This window comes from Streptomyces sp. NPDC050856 (genome assembly GCF_040653855.1).
GTDB lineage: Bacteria > Actinomycetota > Actinomycetes > Streptomycetales > Streptomycetaceae > Streptomyces.
In genome coordinates this window covers 103,610-117,295 of sequence record NZ_JBFAGV010000006.1, presented here as the reverse complement: position 1 = coordinate 117,295, position 13,686 = coordinate 103,610, and the positions used below count along the sequence as shown (strand labels likewise).

Sequence of the window (13,686 nt, the reverse complement as noted above, 5' to 3'; positions counted from 1 at the left end):
GGCTCAGGCCAGTTCGTGCGTCCAGCCGTGGACGTCCGCCGCCTTGCCCGTCTGGATGTCCAGCAGCGCCTTGCGCAGCCGCAACGTGACCTCGCCCGGCTCACCGCCCGACTGGGTCCACTCGCCGCTGTTGGACTTCACCCGGCCGACCGGGGTGATGACCGCCGCCGTGCCGCAGGCGAAGACCTCGGTGAGCGTGCCGTTCTCGGTGTCGCGCTTCCACTGGTCGATGGAGACCCGGCCCTCCTCCGCCTCGTACCCGAGGTCCCGCGCGAGCGTCATGAGCGAGTCACGGGTGATGCCGGCCAGCAGGGAGCCGGTCAGTTCGGGGGTGACGATCCTCGTCCTCCCGCCGCCGGACCCGGCCCCGTACACGAAGTACAGGTTCATGCCGCCGAGCTCCTCGACCCACTTGTGCTCGACCGCGTCCAGGTAGGCGACCTGGTCACAGCCCTTCGCGGCGGCCTCCGCCTGGGCCAGCAGGGACGCCGCGTAGTTGCCGCCCGTCTTGGCGAAGCCGATGCCGCCGGGGACGGCCCGGACGCGGTCCTCGGACAGCCAGATCGAGACGGGCCTCACCCCGCCCGGGAAGTACGCGCCGGCCGGCGACGCGATCACCAGGAAGAGGTACTCGTTGGCCGGACGCACGCCCAGGCCGACCTCGGTGGCGATCATGAACGGGCGCAGGTAGAGCGACTCCTCGCCGCCGTGCGCCGGCACCCACGCCTTGTCCTGCTGGACCAGCGCGTCGCACGCGGCCACGAAGGTCTCGACCGGCAGTTCGGGCATCGCCATCCGGCGGGCGGAGGCCTGGAACCGCTCGGCGTTGGCCTCGGGACGGAAGGTGGCGACCGAGCCGTCGGGGTGGCGGTACGCCTTCAGCCCCTCGAAGATCTCCTGCGCGTAGTGGAGGGTCATGTTCGCCGGGTCGATCGACAGCGGCGCGTACGGCGTGAGCTGTGCGTCGTGCCAGCCCCGGCCCTCCGTCCACTTGATCGTCACCATGTGGTCGGTGAAGTGGCGGCCGAACCCGGGGTTGGCCAGAATCGCCTCGCGCTCCGCGTCGGACAGCGGGTTCGAAGAGGGCTTGAGCTCGATCGTGGGCGTCGTCATGAGTGCTGTGTCCTTCACCGGTTGGTTGTGACGGACCGCGCTCACGCCGCTACTGCTGCAAGGACGTCCGAGCTTTCCCGCATGCCGCGGCCCCGCGTTCGATTATCGCCCGCGTGACTCCGGGAAAGAAACGGCACGAGTGCGGTCCAGGGTTGATGGTGACACCCGCAGCGGCGCACGAGAAGCCGCCGGGTGCGGTCGCGACCCGGCGGCTGTGGTGGGGGACCTCAGTCGGCGGGCCGGCTCGCCACGCGTACCGCGAGCGCGTCGCCGATCTCGTCCGTCGTCCGCGCGGCCGCGCCGTCCCGCTCCACGAGGTCGGCGGCGACCGCCTCCTCGATGCGGACGGCCTCCGCCTCGTGGCCGAGGTGGCGCAGCAGCAGCGCGCCGGACAGGATCGTCGCCGTGGGGTCGGCCTTGCCCTGCCCCGCGATGTCGGGCGCCGAGCCGTGGACGGGCTCGAACATCGACGGGAACTCACCCGTGGGGTTGATGTTGCCGGACGCGGCCAGGCCGATGCCGCCGGTCACGGCGGCGGCCAGGTCGGTGAGGATGTCACCGAAGAGGTTGTCGGTGACGATGACGTCGAAGCGCTCCGGCTGTGTGACGAAGAAGATCGTCGCCGCGTCGACGTGCAGGTAGTCGGTGGTGACCTCGGGGTATTCCTCGCCGACCTTGTCGAAGATGTTCTTCCACATGTGGCCGGCGTGGACGAGGACGTTGTTCTTGTGGACCAGCGTCAGCTTCTTGCGCGGGCGGACCCGGGCACGCTCGTACGCGTCCCGGACGACGCGCTCGACGCCGTACGCGGTGTTGACGCTGACCTCGGTGGCGATCTCGGCGGGGGTGCCGGTGCGCAGGCTCCCCCCGTTGCCGGTGTACGGGCCCTCGGTGCCCTCGCGGACGACCACGAAGTCGATGTCGGGGCGTCCGGCGAGCGGCGTCGCCGTATGGGGGAAGAGCTTCGACGGACGCAGGTTGACGTAGTGGTCGAAGGCGAAGCGGAGCTTCAGCAGCAGCCCGCGCTCCAGCACCCCGGACGGCACGGACGGGTCACCGATCGCACCGAGCAGGATGGCGTCGTGGGCCCTCAGCGCCGCCAGCTCCGCGTCGGGGAGGGTCTCCCCGGTGCGGTGCCAGCGGCGGGCGCCGAGGTCGTACTCCTTGGTCTCCAACTTCACATCGTGCGGGAGGACGGAGCGCAGGACCTTCAGGCCCTGGGCCACCACCTCCGGGCCGATGCCGTCACCCGGGACCACTGCGAGATCGATGCTGCGAGACATGCCCGCACCCTACTCCCGCGTCCCACTGCCTGACACGACATGTCCAGGATGTGGAACGAGCGGCGGCTCAGTGGCCGGTCGCGCCGCCGTTGTCCCGGCGGTCGAGGGCCCGCTGCAGGGCGGCGGCGGCGTTCTTGCGGTCGGCCTCGCCGGGGCGGGCGGACGTGTGACGGACACGGCGGACGGTCTCAGCGGCCATGGTGATCGACTCCTTGGGATCAGGGATGCCACGCGTCGGGGCGTGATGTCTCTGGAAAGGCGCCGGAAGGGGCGGGAGCACTGCCGCAGGGGTTGCCTGCCTGGGGGCAGCGCGTTCACATCCGCCGTTCGCTGGATGGAGCGAGACGTTCGGCTCCCTCCACGCTAAGACCTGGCGGAGCGTCTGTCTCCACGATTACTCGGACTTCCTACTATCTGAGACGGCGGCCCTCAGAGGAGGTCGCCGTCGCGCCAGTCGAAGAGCAGCGCCCCGGCCTCCGGGGCGGGCAGCGCCCGGCCGGCAGCCGGGCGCAGATAGGTGGAGTCCTCCTCGTCCGGCAGGTGCCGGACGCCGTCCGGGCCGTACGCCTCGACCCGGCCGTTCCACAGTTGCCAGCCGCGCGACCGGTACAGTTCGGCACCCTCGTCGGAGGCGGACAGCGCGCCGAAGGCGTACGCGGCGTCGACGACCTCCTCCAGCGCGGCCATCACCCGGCCGCCCAGGCCCTGCCGGCGGCGGTCGGCCCGTACCGCGACCGCCTCGACGTAACCCACCCGGTGGGCGCGGCCCGCGTGCACCACCCGGCGCATGATCACGCTGCCGTGCGCGGCGATCCCGTGCTCGTCGGTGAGGCGGGCGTGGACGCCGCCGAGGCAGTGGTCCCAGTCCTCGTCACCGAAGTCCCCGTCGAAGGCGGCCTCCAGCAGGGCGCGGACGGCGTCCAGTTCGGCGGGCAGCAGTTCACAGGTGTGGGCGATGCGGAGCGAGTCGGTCATACGGCCCACTCTTCCAGGCGGCTCGGCCCGGGGGCGGCGGGCCCGGGCCCCGGCGGGCGGGAATGGCCGGCGGGCGGGCGGAACGCGGCCGGAGCGGCACGGCCCGCCGCGGCCGGCTCCCCGGCCCGGCCCCCGGCAGGAGCGGCCGTCGGGCCCGCGGCCGGGGGCGTGGGCACACGGCTGCCGCCGCCCGGGGCCGGTGGGCCGGCTGGTCCGGGCGGCGGATCGGCGGTGAGGGTTGCCGTGCTGGTCAGAGCCTGCCGCCGGTGAGGCGGGACAGCGGTCCGCGCCGGCGCAGACCGGAACGCAGGCCCAGCGCGTACGAGGACGCCACCACCGTGGCGACGCCGGCGCCCGCGCCGGCCACCACGGCCTTCCTGGCCTTCACCAGGGTCCAGGCGACGCCCACCTTGCCGACGGCCCGGCCGGCCGCCGAACCGACCGTCGCCTGCACGCCCCGCGCCGCCGACCTGGCCTTCTCGGTGGTCGCGCCACCGATGACGGACAGCTTGTCCTTGCCCTCCCGAGCGGTGTCCGCCGTGTTCTGGACCCGCTCCTTGGTCGCCGTACCTGCCTGGGTCGTGGTCTTCTTCGTCTCAGCCATGGGGTGCGTGTTACCGGCGACGCGTCGAGCAAACTGACCGACCGTCATCCGCCGGGCGGCCCGCGCCGTTTCCGCCCCCCGCCCCCGGGCATCCGGCTACCGGAGGTGCCACCATGAGCGTACGAGGAAAGGCCCGGGGCAGGTCCGGCAGAGCGACCGTGGAGGTCGCCGGCCGCTGGGGGTTCGCCGCACGCGGGGTGATCTACCTGCTCGTCGGGGTGCTCGCGCTGCGGATCGCCCTCGGCGAGGGCGGTGGCAGGCAGGCCGACCGGGGCGGCGCGCTGGCCGAGGTGGCCGAGCAGCCCCTGGGCTCCGCGCTCCTGTGGGCGCTGGGCATCGGACTGGCCGGGATGGCGCTGTGGCAGCTGTCCGAGGCGTTGTGGGGCACCAAGCCCGGCAAGCGGCTGCTCTCGGCGGGCCGGACGGTCTTCTACGCCTTCGTGGCGTACTCCGTGCTGGTCTTCGCCGCCGGCGACCGGAGCGAGAGCGGTGGCGGCAGCGACCGCCAGTCGCAGGACATCACCGCCCGGGCCATGGAGCTGCCCGCGGGTCGGTGGCTGGTCGCCGCGGCCGGGGTGGCCATAGCCGTCACCGGGGTGGTGAGCGCGGTGCGGGCCGGGATGCGCACCTATCGCAAGCACTTGAAGCTCGGTGAGATGTCCCGGCGGGTACGGCAGGCCGTGGACGTGACGGGTGTGGCGGGCGGCATCGCCCGGGGGCTGGTGTTCCTCGCGGCGGGCGGGTTCGCCGTCCGGGCCGCGGTGGTGTACCGGCCGAGCGAGGTCAAGGGCGTCGACGACACGCTGCGCTCGTTCGCCGACACCCCGGTAGGGCCGTGGCTGCTCGCCGTGGTGGCGATCGGCCTGGCGCTCTACGGGGCGCACTCGTTCGCGATGGCGCGCTGGCGCCGCGTCTAGCCGCGCCCCGCGCCCGGGGTCACTCCCCCGGCGCCAGGGCGCGCGCCCGGGCGTGTGCCTCGGCGTCGGCCACCGAGTCGTGGACGGCGAGTACGTCGTTCAGGCAGGTCAGGTCGAACAGCCGCCGCACGAAGGCGGACGGCGCGGCGATTCTCAGCCGTTCCTCGATGTCGGTGTGCGCCCGCACCAGTACGTTGACCATCGAGGAGTCCGCGAACCGGACGCCGGACAGGTCCAGCACCAGGACATCGGCAGTGGTGCCCGCGGCCTCCAACAGCGCGCGCAGAGGGGCGACGCTTTCCACGTCCGCCTCTCCGGAGACCGCGACGACACGAACGCCGGCCGCCTCTCGTTCGGTGTCGCGCTCGGTGACCCGCAGGGCTTGACCGGCATCGTGAGGAGAGTGCACGGGCCCACGATAGAGCCGATAGTTGCCGTTTGACAACATTCTCCCGATGGCAACAGTCTGTCCCGTGTCGCGCCGCGTGCGCGCGCCGTGGACGGGTCACCAGGGGAAGTGGGCTGGAAATGAAGCTAGGCGCTGTCCGCCACCGGGTGGCCGTGCGTCCCCGGGCGGCCACCGGACGCGTGACCGCCGCCGACGTCGTCCAGCGCCGCCTCCCGGAAGGCGACGAGCCCTTCGGCCAGCGCGCGTACGGCGGACGGCTCCATGCGCCCCAGCACCGTCGCCACCTCACGGGCCCGTGCCTCCCGCAGCTCGCGGAGGACCGCGCGACCGCGGTGGCTCAGCCGGATCTCCACCTCGCGACGGCTGGTCGGGCTGGGCTCCCGGCGCACCAGTCCCATCGCCTCCAGCCGGTCGCAGAGCCTGCTCACCGAGGAGCTGCGGGACCGCAGCGCGTCGCTCAGCGCACGCAGATTCGCGCCGTCGCGCCGTTCGAGGACGAGCAGGGCCCTTAGCTGGGACGGTGACACCGGTCCCGACGGCACGGCCTCCTGGCCCCGCCCCAGCAGGACCTCGAGAAGCTCCGCGACCGCGCACACGTCGTCAGCCACCTGCTCGTGGTGGTGTGGCGTAGGGGTAAGGCGGGGCACCGATCCACTCTGTCACTCGACGATGCCGTTTGTCAGCCCGAGAACCCCCGACCTACGAGGAAGGCCCGAAGGACCGTGACACACATGCCCGACCTTGAGAGATCCCTGCGCGCGGCACCTCCGCACGCGCTGCTCGACGTGGTGCGGGACGGGTTGACCGAGGGCTACGGCGCCCTGTCGGTGCGGCTGCTCCTGGTGGACTACGGGATGACGGTGCTCCAGCCCGTCGACACGCCCGGCGACGCCACCCTCGCCCTGCCCCTGCACGACAGCGCCGAGGGCCGGACCTACGGCAGCCAGGAACCGCGTGAGAACGCCGTGCCGCACGCCGGCGCCGTGGACCACCACCTGCCGGTCACCGTGCGCGGGGAGCGGCTCGGCGTCCTGTCGGTCCGGCTGCCGCTGGAGCGCTCCTCGGCCGAGGCCGTCACGGCCCTGGCCCACCTCGCGGAGCTGCTGGGCCACGAGATCCTGGTCGCGGAACGCGACACCGATCTCTACCAGCGGGCCCGCCGGGTGACCCGGCTCACGCTGGCCGCCGAGATGCAGTGGCAATTGCTGCCGGGCCGGGCGTTCGCCCAGGCGGAGTTCGAGATCGGGGCGCAGCTCGAGCCCGCGTACTCGATCCACGGCGACAACTTCGACTGGACGTCGGACGCCTCGACGCTCACGCTGGCCGTCAGCAACGGGATGAGTGAGGGCATCGAGGCGTCCCTGCTGACCAACCTCACCGTCAACGCCCTGCGCAACGCCCGGCGGGCCGGCACCTCGATCGCCGACCAGGCGGCGCTGGCCGACCAGGCGGTGTACGCCCAGCACCGGGGGTCGCTGTACGTGTCCAGCCTGCTGCTGAGCATCGACCTCGACACCGGCCGGGCGCAGGCGGTCGACGCGGGTTCGCCGCAGCTGTGGCGGCGGCGCGACAGGACGGTGGAGCGGATCCCGCTGGAGGCGCAGCTTCCGCTGGGCATGTTCGAGGAGTCGGACTACCGGGCGCAGGAGTGGGACCTCCGGCCCGGGGACCGGTTGCTGGTGGTCAGTGACGGCGTCTACGACGCGCCGTCGCCGCTGGGTGAGACCTACGGCACCCGGGCGCTGATGCGGGCGATCCAGGCGACCGGTCTGCTGCCGGCCGCTTCGGTGCCGGGAGCGGTGCTGCGGGAGCTGTCCTCGTACCGGGGGGCGGACACCGTGGACGACGCGCTGGTGCTCTGCCTGGACTGGCACGGCCGGCAGGGCGCCGCCGGGGCGTGACGGCGGTCCGGGCGTCAGCACTCCTCGGCGCCGCTCCGCGCCGGCAGGTCGAACTCGGCCCGTACCCGCTTGCCTCCGCGGACGGCCTCGACGGTCAGCCGGTCGCACAGCATGTGGACGATCTCCATCCCGTGCCCGCCCACCCGGCCGGGGTCCCGGCCGTAGCGGCGGGGGGTGGCGGGGCTGCTGTCGTACACGGTCACCGAGAGCCGGTCGGCGCCGCCCTCCAGTTCCAGCACGTACGGGCCGTGGCTGTGCCGATCGGCGTTGGTCACCAGCTCGCTGACCACGAGGCACACGTCGCCGGCCCGGCGGGCGGGCAGGACGGTGAGCCACTCGGCGGCGAGCTGCCGCAGGAAGGCGTCCGCGAACGCCCGGGCCCGGGCGATGCAGCCCGGCTCGCCCGTGTAGCGGGCGGACCGGCGCAACGGCCCGGCCGGCCCGAGGGGCACCCCCGAGCCCCTCGGCCCGGCCGGCCCGAGGGGCTCGGGGGTGCGGGTGCTCGTACCGCTCTGTGGGGTCATGTGCTCCTGCCCGCCGCCGACACCGACTTTCGCTTTTTCCGGGCGCGCGTACCCGGGATTCCCCGGGACACACCTCCCGGGTCCGTGGGGGCGGCGTTCGGGGACGGACGTCAGCCCATGTGCGGGTACGTGTAGTCCGTCGGCGGGACCAGCGTCTCCTTGATGGCGCGGGTCAGCGTCCAGCGCATCAGGTTCTGCGGCGCGCCGGCCTTGTCGTTGGTGCCGGAGGCGCGGCCACCGCCGAACGGCTGCTGACCGACGACGGCGCCGGTCGACTTGTCGTTGATGTAGAAGTTGCCAGCGGCGTACCGCAGCTTGTCCATGGTGTACGCGGCGGCGGCGCGGTCGTTGGCGATGACCGAACCGGTCAGCGCGTAGGCCGACACCGACTCCATCTGGGTCAGCATCTCGTCGTACTCGTCGTCCTCGTAGACGTGCACCGCGAGGATCGGGCCGAAGTACTCGGTGGTGAAGACCTCGTTGGCCGGGTCGGTGCACTCGATGACGGTCGGGCGGACGAAGTAGCCGACCGAGTCGTCGTAGCTGCCGCCGGCGACGATCGTGCAGGACGGGTCCTGCTCCGCCCGGTCGATCGCGGCCTTGTTCTTGGCGAAGGCGCGGTCGTCGATGACAGCGCCCATGAAGTTGGTCAGGTCGGTGACGTCACCCATCGTGATGCCGTCGACCTCGGCCGCGAACTCCTCCTTGAAGCCGGAGTTCCAGATGGAGGCCGGGATGTACGCGCGGGAGGTCGCCGAGCACTTCTGGCCCTGGTACTCGAAGGAGCCGCGGGTCAGCGCGGTCTTCAGGACGGCACGGTCGGCGCTCGGGTGCGCCACGAGGAAGTCCTTGCCGCCGGTCTCGCCGACGATGCGCGGGTAGCCGCGGTACTTCTCGATGTTGTTGCCGACCGTCTTCCACAGGTGCTGGAAGGTCTTGGTCGAGCCGGTGAAGTGGATGCCGGCCAGCTCGGGGTGGTTCAGGGCCACCTCGGAGACGGCGATGCCGTCGCCGGTCACCAGGTTGATGACGCCCTTGGGCAGGCCCGCCTCCTCCAGCAGCCGCATGAGCAGCACGGCGGCGTGGGTCTGCGTCGGGGACGGCTTCCACACCACCACGTTGCCCATCAGGGCCGGGGCGGTGGGCAGGTTGCCCGCGATGGCGGTGAAGTTGAAGGGCGTGATCGCGTAGACGAAGCCCTCCAGCGGGCGGTGGTCGAGGCGGTTCCACACACCCGGGGCGTTGGCCGGCGGCTGCTCGGCGAGCAGGTCGCGGGCGTAGGAGACGTTGAAGCGCCAGAAGTCGACGAGCTCGCACGGGGTGTCGATCTCGGCCTGCTGGGCGGTCTTGGACTGGCCGAGCATGGTGGAGGCGGCCAGGGTCTCGCGCCAGGGGCCGGCCAGCAGCTCGGCGGCGCGCAGGATGATCGCCGCGCGGTCGTCGAAGGCCATCCGGCGCCAGGCCGGGGCGGCGGCCAGGGCCGCGTCGATGGCGTCCTGCGCGTCGGCCTGGGTGGCGGCGCCGAACGTACCGATGACGGCCTTGTGGTTGTGCGGCTGCACGACGTCGTACCGCTCGCCGCCGCCCATGCGCTTCTCGCCGCCGATGGTCATCGGGAGGTCGATGGGGTTCTCGGCCAGCTCCTTGAGCTTGGCCTCCAGACGGGCGCGCTCCGGCGAACCGGGGGCGTAACCGCGAACCGGCTCGTTGACCGGCGCGGGAACCTTGGTCACTGCGTCCATGAGTTCCGTAACTCCTTCAGTTCTTGGTGATCATCGAGCGGACGAAGAACAGCAGGTTGGCCGGCTTCTCGGCGAGACGGCGCATGAAGTAGCCGTACCAGTCGGTCCCGTACGCGGTGTAGACGCGCATCCGGTGTCCCTCGGCCGCGAGCCGCACGTGCTCGTCGCTGCGGATGCCGTAGAGCATCTGGAACTCGTACTCGTCCAGTTTGCGCCCGGCGCGCCGGGCGAGCTCCTGTGCGACGGCGATCAGACGCGGGTCGTGGGACCCGATCATCGGGTAGCCCTCACCCTCCATCAGGATCTTCAGGATCCGGACGTACGCCTTGTCGATCTCGGCCTTGTCCTGGTACGCGACGGAGGCCGGCTCCTTGTAGGCGCCCTTCACGATCCGGACGCGGCTGCCGTTCGCGGCGAGGCGGCGGGCGTCCTCCTCGGTGCGGAACAGGTACGCCTGGATCACACAGCCGGTCTGCGGGAAGTCCTTCCGCAGCTCCTCGTGGATGGCGAACATCGAGTCCAGGGTGGTGTGGTCCTCGGCGTCGAGGGTGACGGTGGTGCCGATCCGGGCCGCCGCCTCCACGACCGGGCGGACGTTGGCCAGCGCCAGCTCGTGTCCCGTCCGCGGGCCGCCGCCCTCGGCCACGTCGAGGTCCAGCGCCTGGCCGAACATCGACAGCTTGACCGACATCTCGGCCCTGGTGCCGAGGTCCAGGCCCTCCAGGCGCTCGATGAGCTCCAGGTAGGCGTCGCGCGCGGCGGTGGCCTGCTCGGGAGTGGTGATGTCCTCGCCCACCACGTCCAGGGTGACCTCCAGGCCCTTGCCGACGGTCTCCTCGACGATCGGGACGACCTGGTCGACCGTCTCACCGGCGATGAACCGGTCGACGACCTGCTTGGTGCCCGGCGCGGCAGACACAAGACGGCGCATCTTGTCGCTGCGCGACGCGGCGAGGATCACGGGACCCAGCACGGGCACCTCCACGGAACACGGACGGAAGAAGCCGCCACCCGACGCGTCGGGAGCGGCACGGAGAACCACCGTGAAACCTAAGGATCGCTCCGATCGTCGGCCATCGACAGCTGTCACGCATCCGTGCCCTCCATCTCAGACACCTGTCTGAAGAGCCACCCGGCCGGTGCGAGAATGTCCGGGTGAAGGCGGATTACCAAGACCTGGTGGACGAGATCTCGGCCCTGCTGGGCGCCCCCGCGACCCTGGAGAACCGGGACTTCGGACTGATCGCCTTCGGGGCCCACGACAGCGACAGCCTCTTCGACGAGAGCACCCTGGACCCGGTGCGCACGCGGTCCATCCTGAACCGCGGCTCCACCCCGGCGGTGCGCGCCTGGTTCGAGGGGTTCGGCATCGCCCGGGCGACCGGCCCGGTGCGGATCCCGGCCGCCCCGGACGCCGGTGTCCACCGCGACCGGATCTGCCTGCCGGTGCGCCACCGGGGCATCGTGCTTGGCTACGTCTGGCTGCTCGACGCCGGTCCCGGCCCCTCGCCCGAACGGCTGACGGCGGCGATGGAGGTGGCGGCCAGGATCGGGGCGCTGCTGGCGGACGAGGAGCGGGCGGGCGCGGACCTCTCGCGTGAGCTGCGCGCGGTCCTCACGGCCGAGCGGGGCTGGCAGTACGACATGGCGCTGACCGCGCTGCGCACGGCGCTCGGCCCGGACGCGGACGGCCCGCACGCCCTGGTGTGCGTCGCCCCGTGGCCGGCCGGCGAGACCCCCTCGGTCCGTACCGCCCCGGGGGCGGCGGCCCTGAGCACATTGCCGTGGACCGGCGCGGGCACGGGCCCCGGTGGTGGCGCGGACGCGGAGACGGGCGCCGACGGCCTCGGCGCGGGCTCGCACGCGCTGGCCGCGCTGATCCGGCTGCGCGCGGCCGAGACCCCGTCCCCCGCGCTGACCGCCGCCGCGCGCCTGCGGGACGCGGCGGCCGGGGCCTCCCCGGGACCGTCCGGGCCGCCGGCGGCGGGCGGCGTGCGGCCCGGCCGGCCGGGCGCGGTCACCGGCCCCCGCCACGCCCCGGGGCCCGTCGCCGGGATCGCCGGGCCGCGCAGGGGACTGGCCGACCTGGGCACCGCGTGGCGGGAGGCGGTGGCCACCGCGCGCGCCTCGCTGGCCGAGCCCCGGCTGGGCCCGATCGGGCAGTGGTCCTCGATCGGCCCGTACCGTCTCCTGACGGCCCTGCCCGCCACCCCGCCCCACGACCCGGCCGTCCGCCCCCTGCTCGGCCCGGCCCACGGCGAACTGGCCCGTACCGCCGAGGTGTTCCTCGACCACGCGGGCCAGGCCGGCCGCACCGCCGCCGCCCTGGGCATCCACCGCCAGACGCTCTACTACCGGCTCTCCCGCGTGGAGCAGCTGACCGGCCTGGACCTGGACAACGGCGAGGACCGGCTGCTGCTCCACATGGCGCTCAAGGCGGCCCGTCTGTGAGACACCCCGGCACCCGCACCGGAGCCGCCGGGGGCCGCGGGGAACCGCCGGGTGCCGCCGGGTGCTCCGACGCGCCCGGCCCCCGGCCACCTGCGCGGGCAGGCGGCCGGGGGCGTACGGGTCAGTCGGTGAGGTTCACCGAGCGGGCCGACGTGGCGCCGACCTCCTCGGCGACCTCGGCGAGCACCTGGGGCGGGACCGTGTCGTCGACGGTGAGCACGGCGAGCGCCTGGCCGCCCTCCTCCGCGCGGGAGACCTGCATACCGGCGATGTTGAGCCCGGCCTCGCCGAGGATCCGGCCGACCGTGCCGACGACACCGGGACGGTCCTCGTACCGCAGGACGACCATGTGGTCGGCGAGCGTCAGGTCCACGTCGAACTCGCCGACCGCGACCAGCTTCTGCAGGTGCTTGGGGCCCACCAGCGTGCCGGAGACCGCGACCTCCTCGCCGCCCGAGAGCGTGCCGCGCACGGTGACCACGTTGCGGTGGTCGGGCGACTCGCTGCTGGTGGTCAGCCGCACCTCGACGCCGCGCTCCTGCGCGAACAGCGGCGCGTTGACGTAGCTCACCGTCTCGTCGACGACGTCCTCGAAGACGCCCTTGAGCGCGGAGAGCTCCAGCACCTTCACATCGTGCTGGGTGATCTCGCCGTACACCTCGACGTCCAGCCGCACCGCGACCTCGCCGGCCAGCGCGGTGAAGATCCGGCCCAGCCGCTCGGCCAGCGGCAGGCCCGGCTTGACGTCCTCGGCGATGACGCCGCCCTGGACGTTGACCGCGTCGGGGACCAGCTCACCGGCGAGCGCCAGGCGCACCGAGCGGGCGACGGCGATGCCCGCCTTCTCCTGGGCCTCGTCGGTGGAGGCGCCCAGGTGCGGGGTGCAGACGACCTGGTCGAACTGGAACAGCGGGGAGTCGGTGCACGGCTCCTTGGCGTACACGTCCAGGCCCGCGCCCGCCACCCGGCCCTCCTTGAGGGCGGAGGCCAGCGCCTCCTCGTCCACGATCCCGCCGCGCGCGGCGTTGACGATCCGCACGGTGGGCTTGACCTTGTGCAGCGCCTCGTCCCCGATGAGCCCGAGGGTCTCCGGCGTCTTGGGCAGGTGCACGGTGATGAAGTCGGAGACCTCCAGCAGCTCGTCCAGCGAGAGCAGCTTGACGCCCATCTGGGCGGCGCGGGCCGGCTGGACGTAGGGGTCGTAGGCGACGATCTTCATGCCGAAGGCCGACATGCGCTGTGCGACCAGCACGCCGATCCGGCCGAGGCCGACGACGCCGAGGATCTTCTCACTGAGCTCGACACCCGTGTACTTGCTGCGCTTCCACTCGCCGTTCTTCAGGGCGGTGTTGGCCTGCGGGATGTTGCGGGCCGTGGCGACCAGCAGACCGCAGGCCAGCTCGGCGGCGGTGACGATGTTGGAGGTCGGCGCGTTCACGACCATCACGCCGGCCTTGGTGGCGGCGGAGACGTCGACGTTGTCCAGGCCCACGCCGGCGCGGGCGACGACCCTGAGCCGGCCGGCGGCGGCGATGGCCTCGGCGTCGACCTTGGTGGCGGAACGCACCAGGATCGCGTCCACGTCGGCGATGGCCGGCAGCAGCTCCGCCCGGTCCGCGCCGTTGCAGTGGCGGATCTCGAAGTCCGGGCCGAGCGCGTCGACAGTGGCGGGCGACAGCTCTTCAGCGATGAGTACGACAGGTTTCGAGCTCACGTGAGTCCTCACAGGTCCAGTGCGGACGGCCGTCCCGACGGCCGCAGGCGGTG

General features: G+C 72.8%; 14 protein-coding genes. 3 read left to right on the top strand and 11 right to left on the bottom strand.

The genetic code is table 11. The features are described from left to right. Positions 1-3: 3 nt before the first annotated feature. The 5 genes from AB0H53_RS08065 to AB0H53_RS08045 form a co-directional block, all read right to left on the bottom strand. Positions 4-1,113, bottom strand: coding sequence for a branched-chain amino acid aminotransferase (locus tag AB0H53_RS08065; RefSeq protein ID WP_362108754.1), 1,110 nt, complete (start codon positions 1,111-1,113; stop codon positions 4-6). 227 nt (positions 1,114-1,340) lie between these two features. Further along, on the bottom strand, positions 1,341-2,396 hold the full coding sequence (locus AB0H53_RS08060; RefSeq protein WP_362108752.1) for a 3-isopropylmalate dehydrogenase: 1,056 nt from the start codon (positions 2,394-2,396) through the stop codon (positions 1,341-1,343). Positions 2,397-2,463: 67 nt separating this feature from the next. Then, positions 2,464-2,595, bottom strand: coding sequence for a hypothetical protein (locus AB0H53_RS08055; protein WP_362108750.1), 132 nt, complete (start codon positions 2,593-2,595; stop codon positions 2,464-2,466). A 230-nt stretch (positions 2,596-2,825) separates the two neighbouring features. After that, complete coding sequence (locus AB0H53_RS08050) at positions 2,826-3,371, bottom strand: GNAT family N-acetyltransferase (RefSeq protein WP_362108748.1); 546 nt, start codon at positions 3,369-3,371, stop codon at positions 2,826-2,828. A 250-nt stretch (positions 3,372-3,621) separates the two neighbouring features. Next, a complete protein-coding gene (locus AB0H53_RS08045) occupies positions 3,622-3,975 on the bottom strand; it encodes a hypothetical protein (RefSeq protein ID WP_362108746.1) in 354 nt (117 codons plus the stop codon). Between the two features lie 113 nt (positions 3,976-4,088). Between AB0H53_RS08045 and AB0H53_RS08040 the strand changes: the two genes are divergently transcribed. Continuing rightward, positions 4,089-4,892, top strand: a complete 804-nt coding sequence (locus AB0H53_RS08040; protein ID WP_362108744.1) for a DUF1206 domain-containing protein — start codon at positions 4,089-4,091, stop codon at positions 4,890-4,892. 19 nt (positions 4,893-4,911) lie between these two features. On the opposite strand, the gene AB0H53_RS08035 is transcribed toward AB0H53_RS08040, so the two are convergent. After that, a complete protein-coding gene (locus AB0H53_RS08035) occupies positions 4,912-5,301 on the bottom strand; it encodes an STAS domain-containing protein (protein ID WP_362108742.1) in 390 nt (129 codons plus the stop codon). Between the two features lie 125 nt (positions 5,302-5,426). Continuing rightward, entirely contained in the window at positions 5,427-5,909 is a 483-nt protein-coding gene (locus AB0H53_RS08030) for a MarR family transcriptional regulator (protein WP_362108740.1), read from the bottom strand. Positions 5,910-6,032: 123 nt separating this feature from the next. Here AB0H53_RS08030 and AB0H53_RS08025 point away from each other — a divergent pair, with 123 nt between their 5' ends. Continuing rightward, positions 6,033-7,202, top strand: a complete 1,170-nt coding sequence (locus tag AB0H53_RS08025; RefSeq protein ID WP_362108738.1) for a PP2C family protein-serine/threonine phosphatase — start codon at positions 6,033-6,035, stop codon at positions 7,200-7,202. Positions 7,203-7,216: 14 nt separating this feature from the next. On the opposite strand, the gene AB0H53_RS08020 is transcribed toward AB0H53_RS08025, so the two are convergent. From AB0H53_RS08020 to AB0H53_RS08010, 3 genes are all read right to left on the bottom strand, one after another. Further along, positions 7,217-7,726, bottom strand: coding sequence for an ATP-binding protein (locus AB0H53_RS08020; RefSeq protein WP_362108736.1), 510 nt, complete (start codon positions 7,724-7,726; stop codon positions 7,217-7,219). A gap of 110 nt (positions 7,727-7,836) precedes the next feature. Then, complete coding sequence (pruA, locus tag AB0H53_RS08015) at positions 7,837-9,468, bottom strand: L-glutamate gamma-semialdehyde dehydrogenase (RefSeq protein WP_362108734.1); 1,632 nt, start codon at positions 9,466-9,468, stop codon at positions 7,837-7,839. Between the two features lie 16 nt (positions 9,469-9,484). After that, entirely contained in the window at positions 9,485-10,441 is a 957-nt protein-coding gene (locus AB0H53_RS08010; protein WP_362108732.1) for a proline dehydrogenase family protein, read from the bottom strand. Positions 10,442-10,623: 182 nt separating this feature from the next. On the opposite strand from AB0H53_RS08010, the gene AB0H53_RS08005 reads away from it, so the two are divergent. Beyond that, positions 10,624-11,919: a helix-turn-helix domain-containing protein gene (locus AB0H53_RS08005; RefSeq protein ID WP_362108730.1), complete on the top strand. Its 1,296-nt coding sequence runs from the start codon at positions 10,624-10,626 to the stop codon at positions 11,917-11,919. A gap of 121 nt (positions 11,920-12,040) precedes the next feature. Here AB0H53_RS08005 and serA read toward each other — a convergent pair whose 3' ends face one another. Further along, positions 12,041-13,633, bottom strand: coding sequence for a phosphoglycerate dehydrogenase (serA, locus tag AB0H53_RS08000; protein WP_362108728.1), 1,593 nt, complete (start codon positions 13,631-13,633; stop codon positions 12,041-12,043). Between the last annotated feature and the right edge of the window lie 53 nt (positions 13,634-13,686).

What these genes read in the sequence shown, in the direction of transcription:
- AB0H53_RS08060 (WP_362108752.1), bottom strand. Translation starts at nt 2,396, where the DNA reads ATGTCTCGCAGCATCGATCTCGCAGTGGTCCCGGGTGACGGCATCGGC.
- AB0H53_RS08065 (WP_362108754.1), bottom strand. Translation starts at nt 1,113, where the DNA reads ATGACGACGCCCACGATCGAGCTCAAGCCCTCTTCGAACCCGCTGTCC.
- pruA (WP_362108734.1), bottom strand. Translation starts at nt 9,468, where the DNA reads ATGGACGCAGTGACCAAGGTTCCCGCGCCGGTCAACGAGCCGGTTCGC.
- AB0H53_RS08025 (WP_362108738.1), top strand. Translation starts at nt 6,033, where the DNA reads ATGCCCGACCTTGAGAGATCCCTGCGCGCGGCACCTCCGCACGCGCTG.
- AB0H53_RS08045 (WP_362108746.1), bottom strand. Translation starts at nt 3,975, where the DNA reads ATGGCTGAGACGAAGAAGACCACGACCCAGGCAGGTACGGCGACCAAG.
- AB0H53_RS08055 (WP_362108750.1), bottom strand. Translation starts at nt 2,595, where the DNA reads ATGGCCGCTGAGACCGTCCGCCGTGTCCGTCACACGTCCGCCCGCCCC.
- AB0H53_RS08050 (WP_362108748.1), bottom strand. Translation starts at nt 3,371, where the DNA reads ATGACCGACTCGCTCCGCATCGCCCACACCTGTGAACTGCTGCCCGCC.
- AB0H53_RS08040 (WP_362108744.1), top strand. Translation starts at nt 4,089, where the DNA reads ATGAGCGTACGAGGAAAGGCCCGGGGCAGGTCCGGCAGAGCGACCGTG.
- AB0H53_RS08020 (WP_362108736.1), bottom strand. Translation starts at nt 7,726, where the DNA reads ATGACCCCACAGAGCGGTACGAGCACCCGCACCCCCGAGCCCCTCGGG.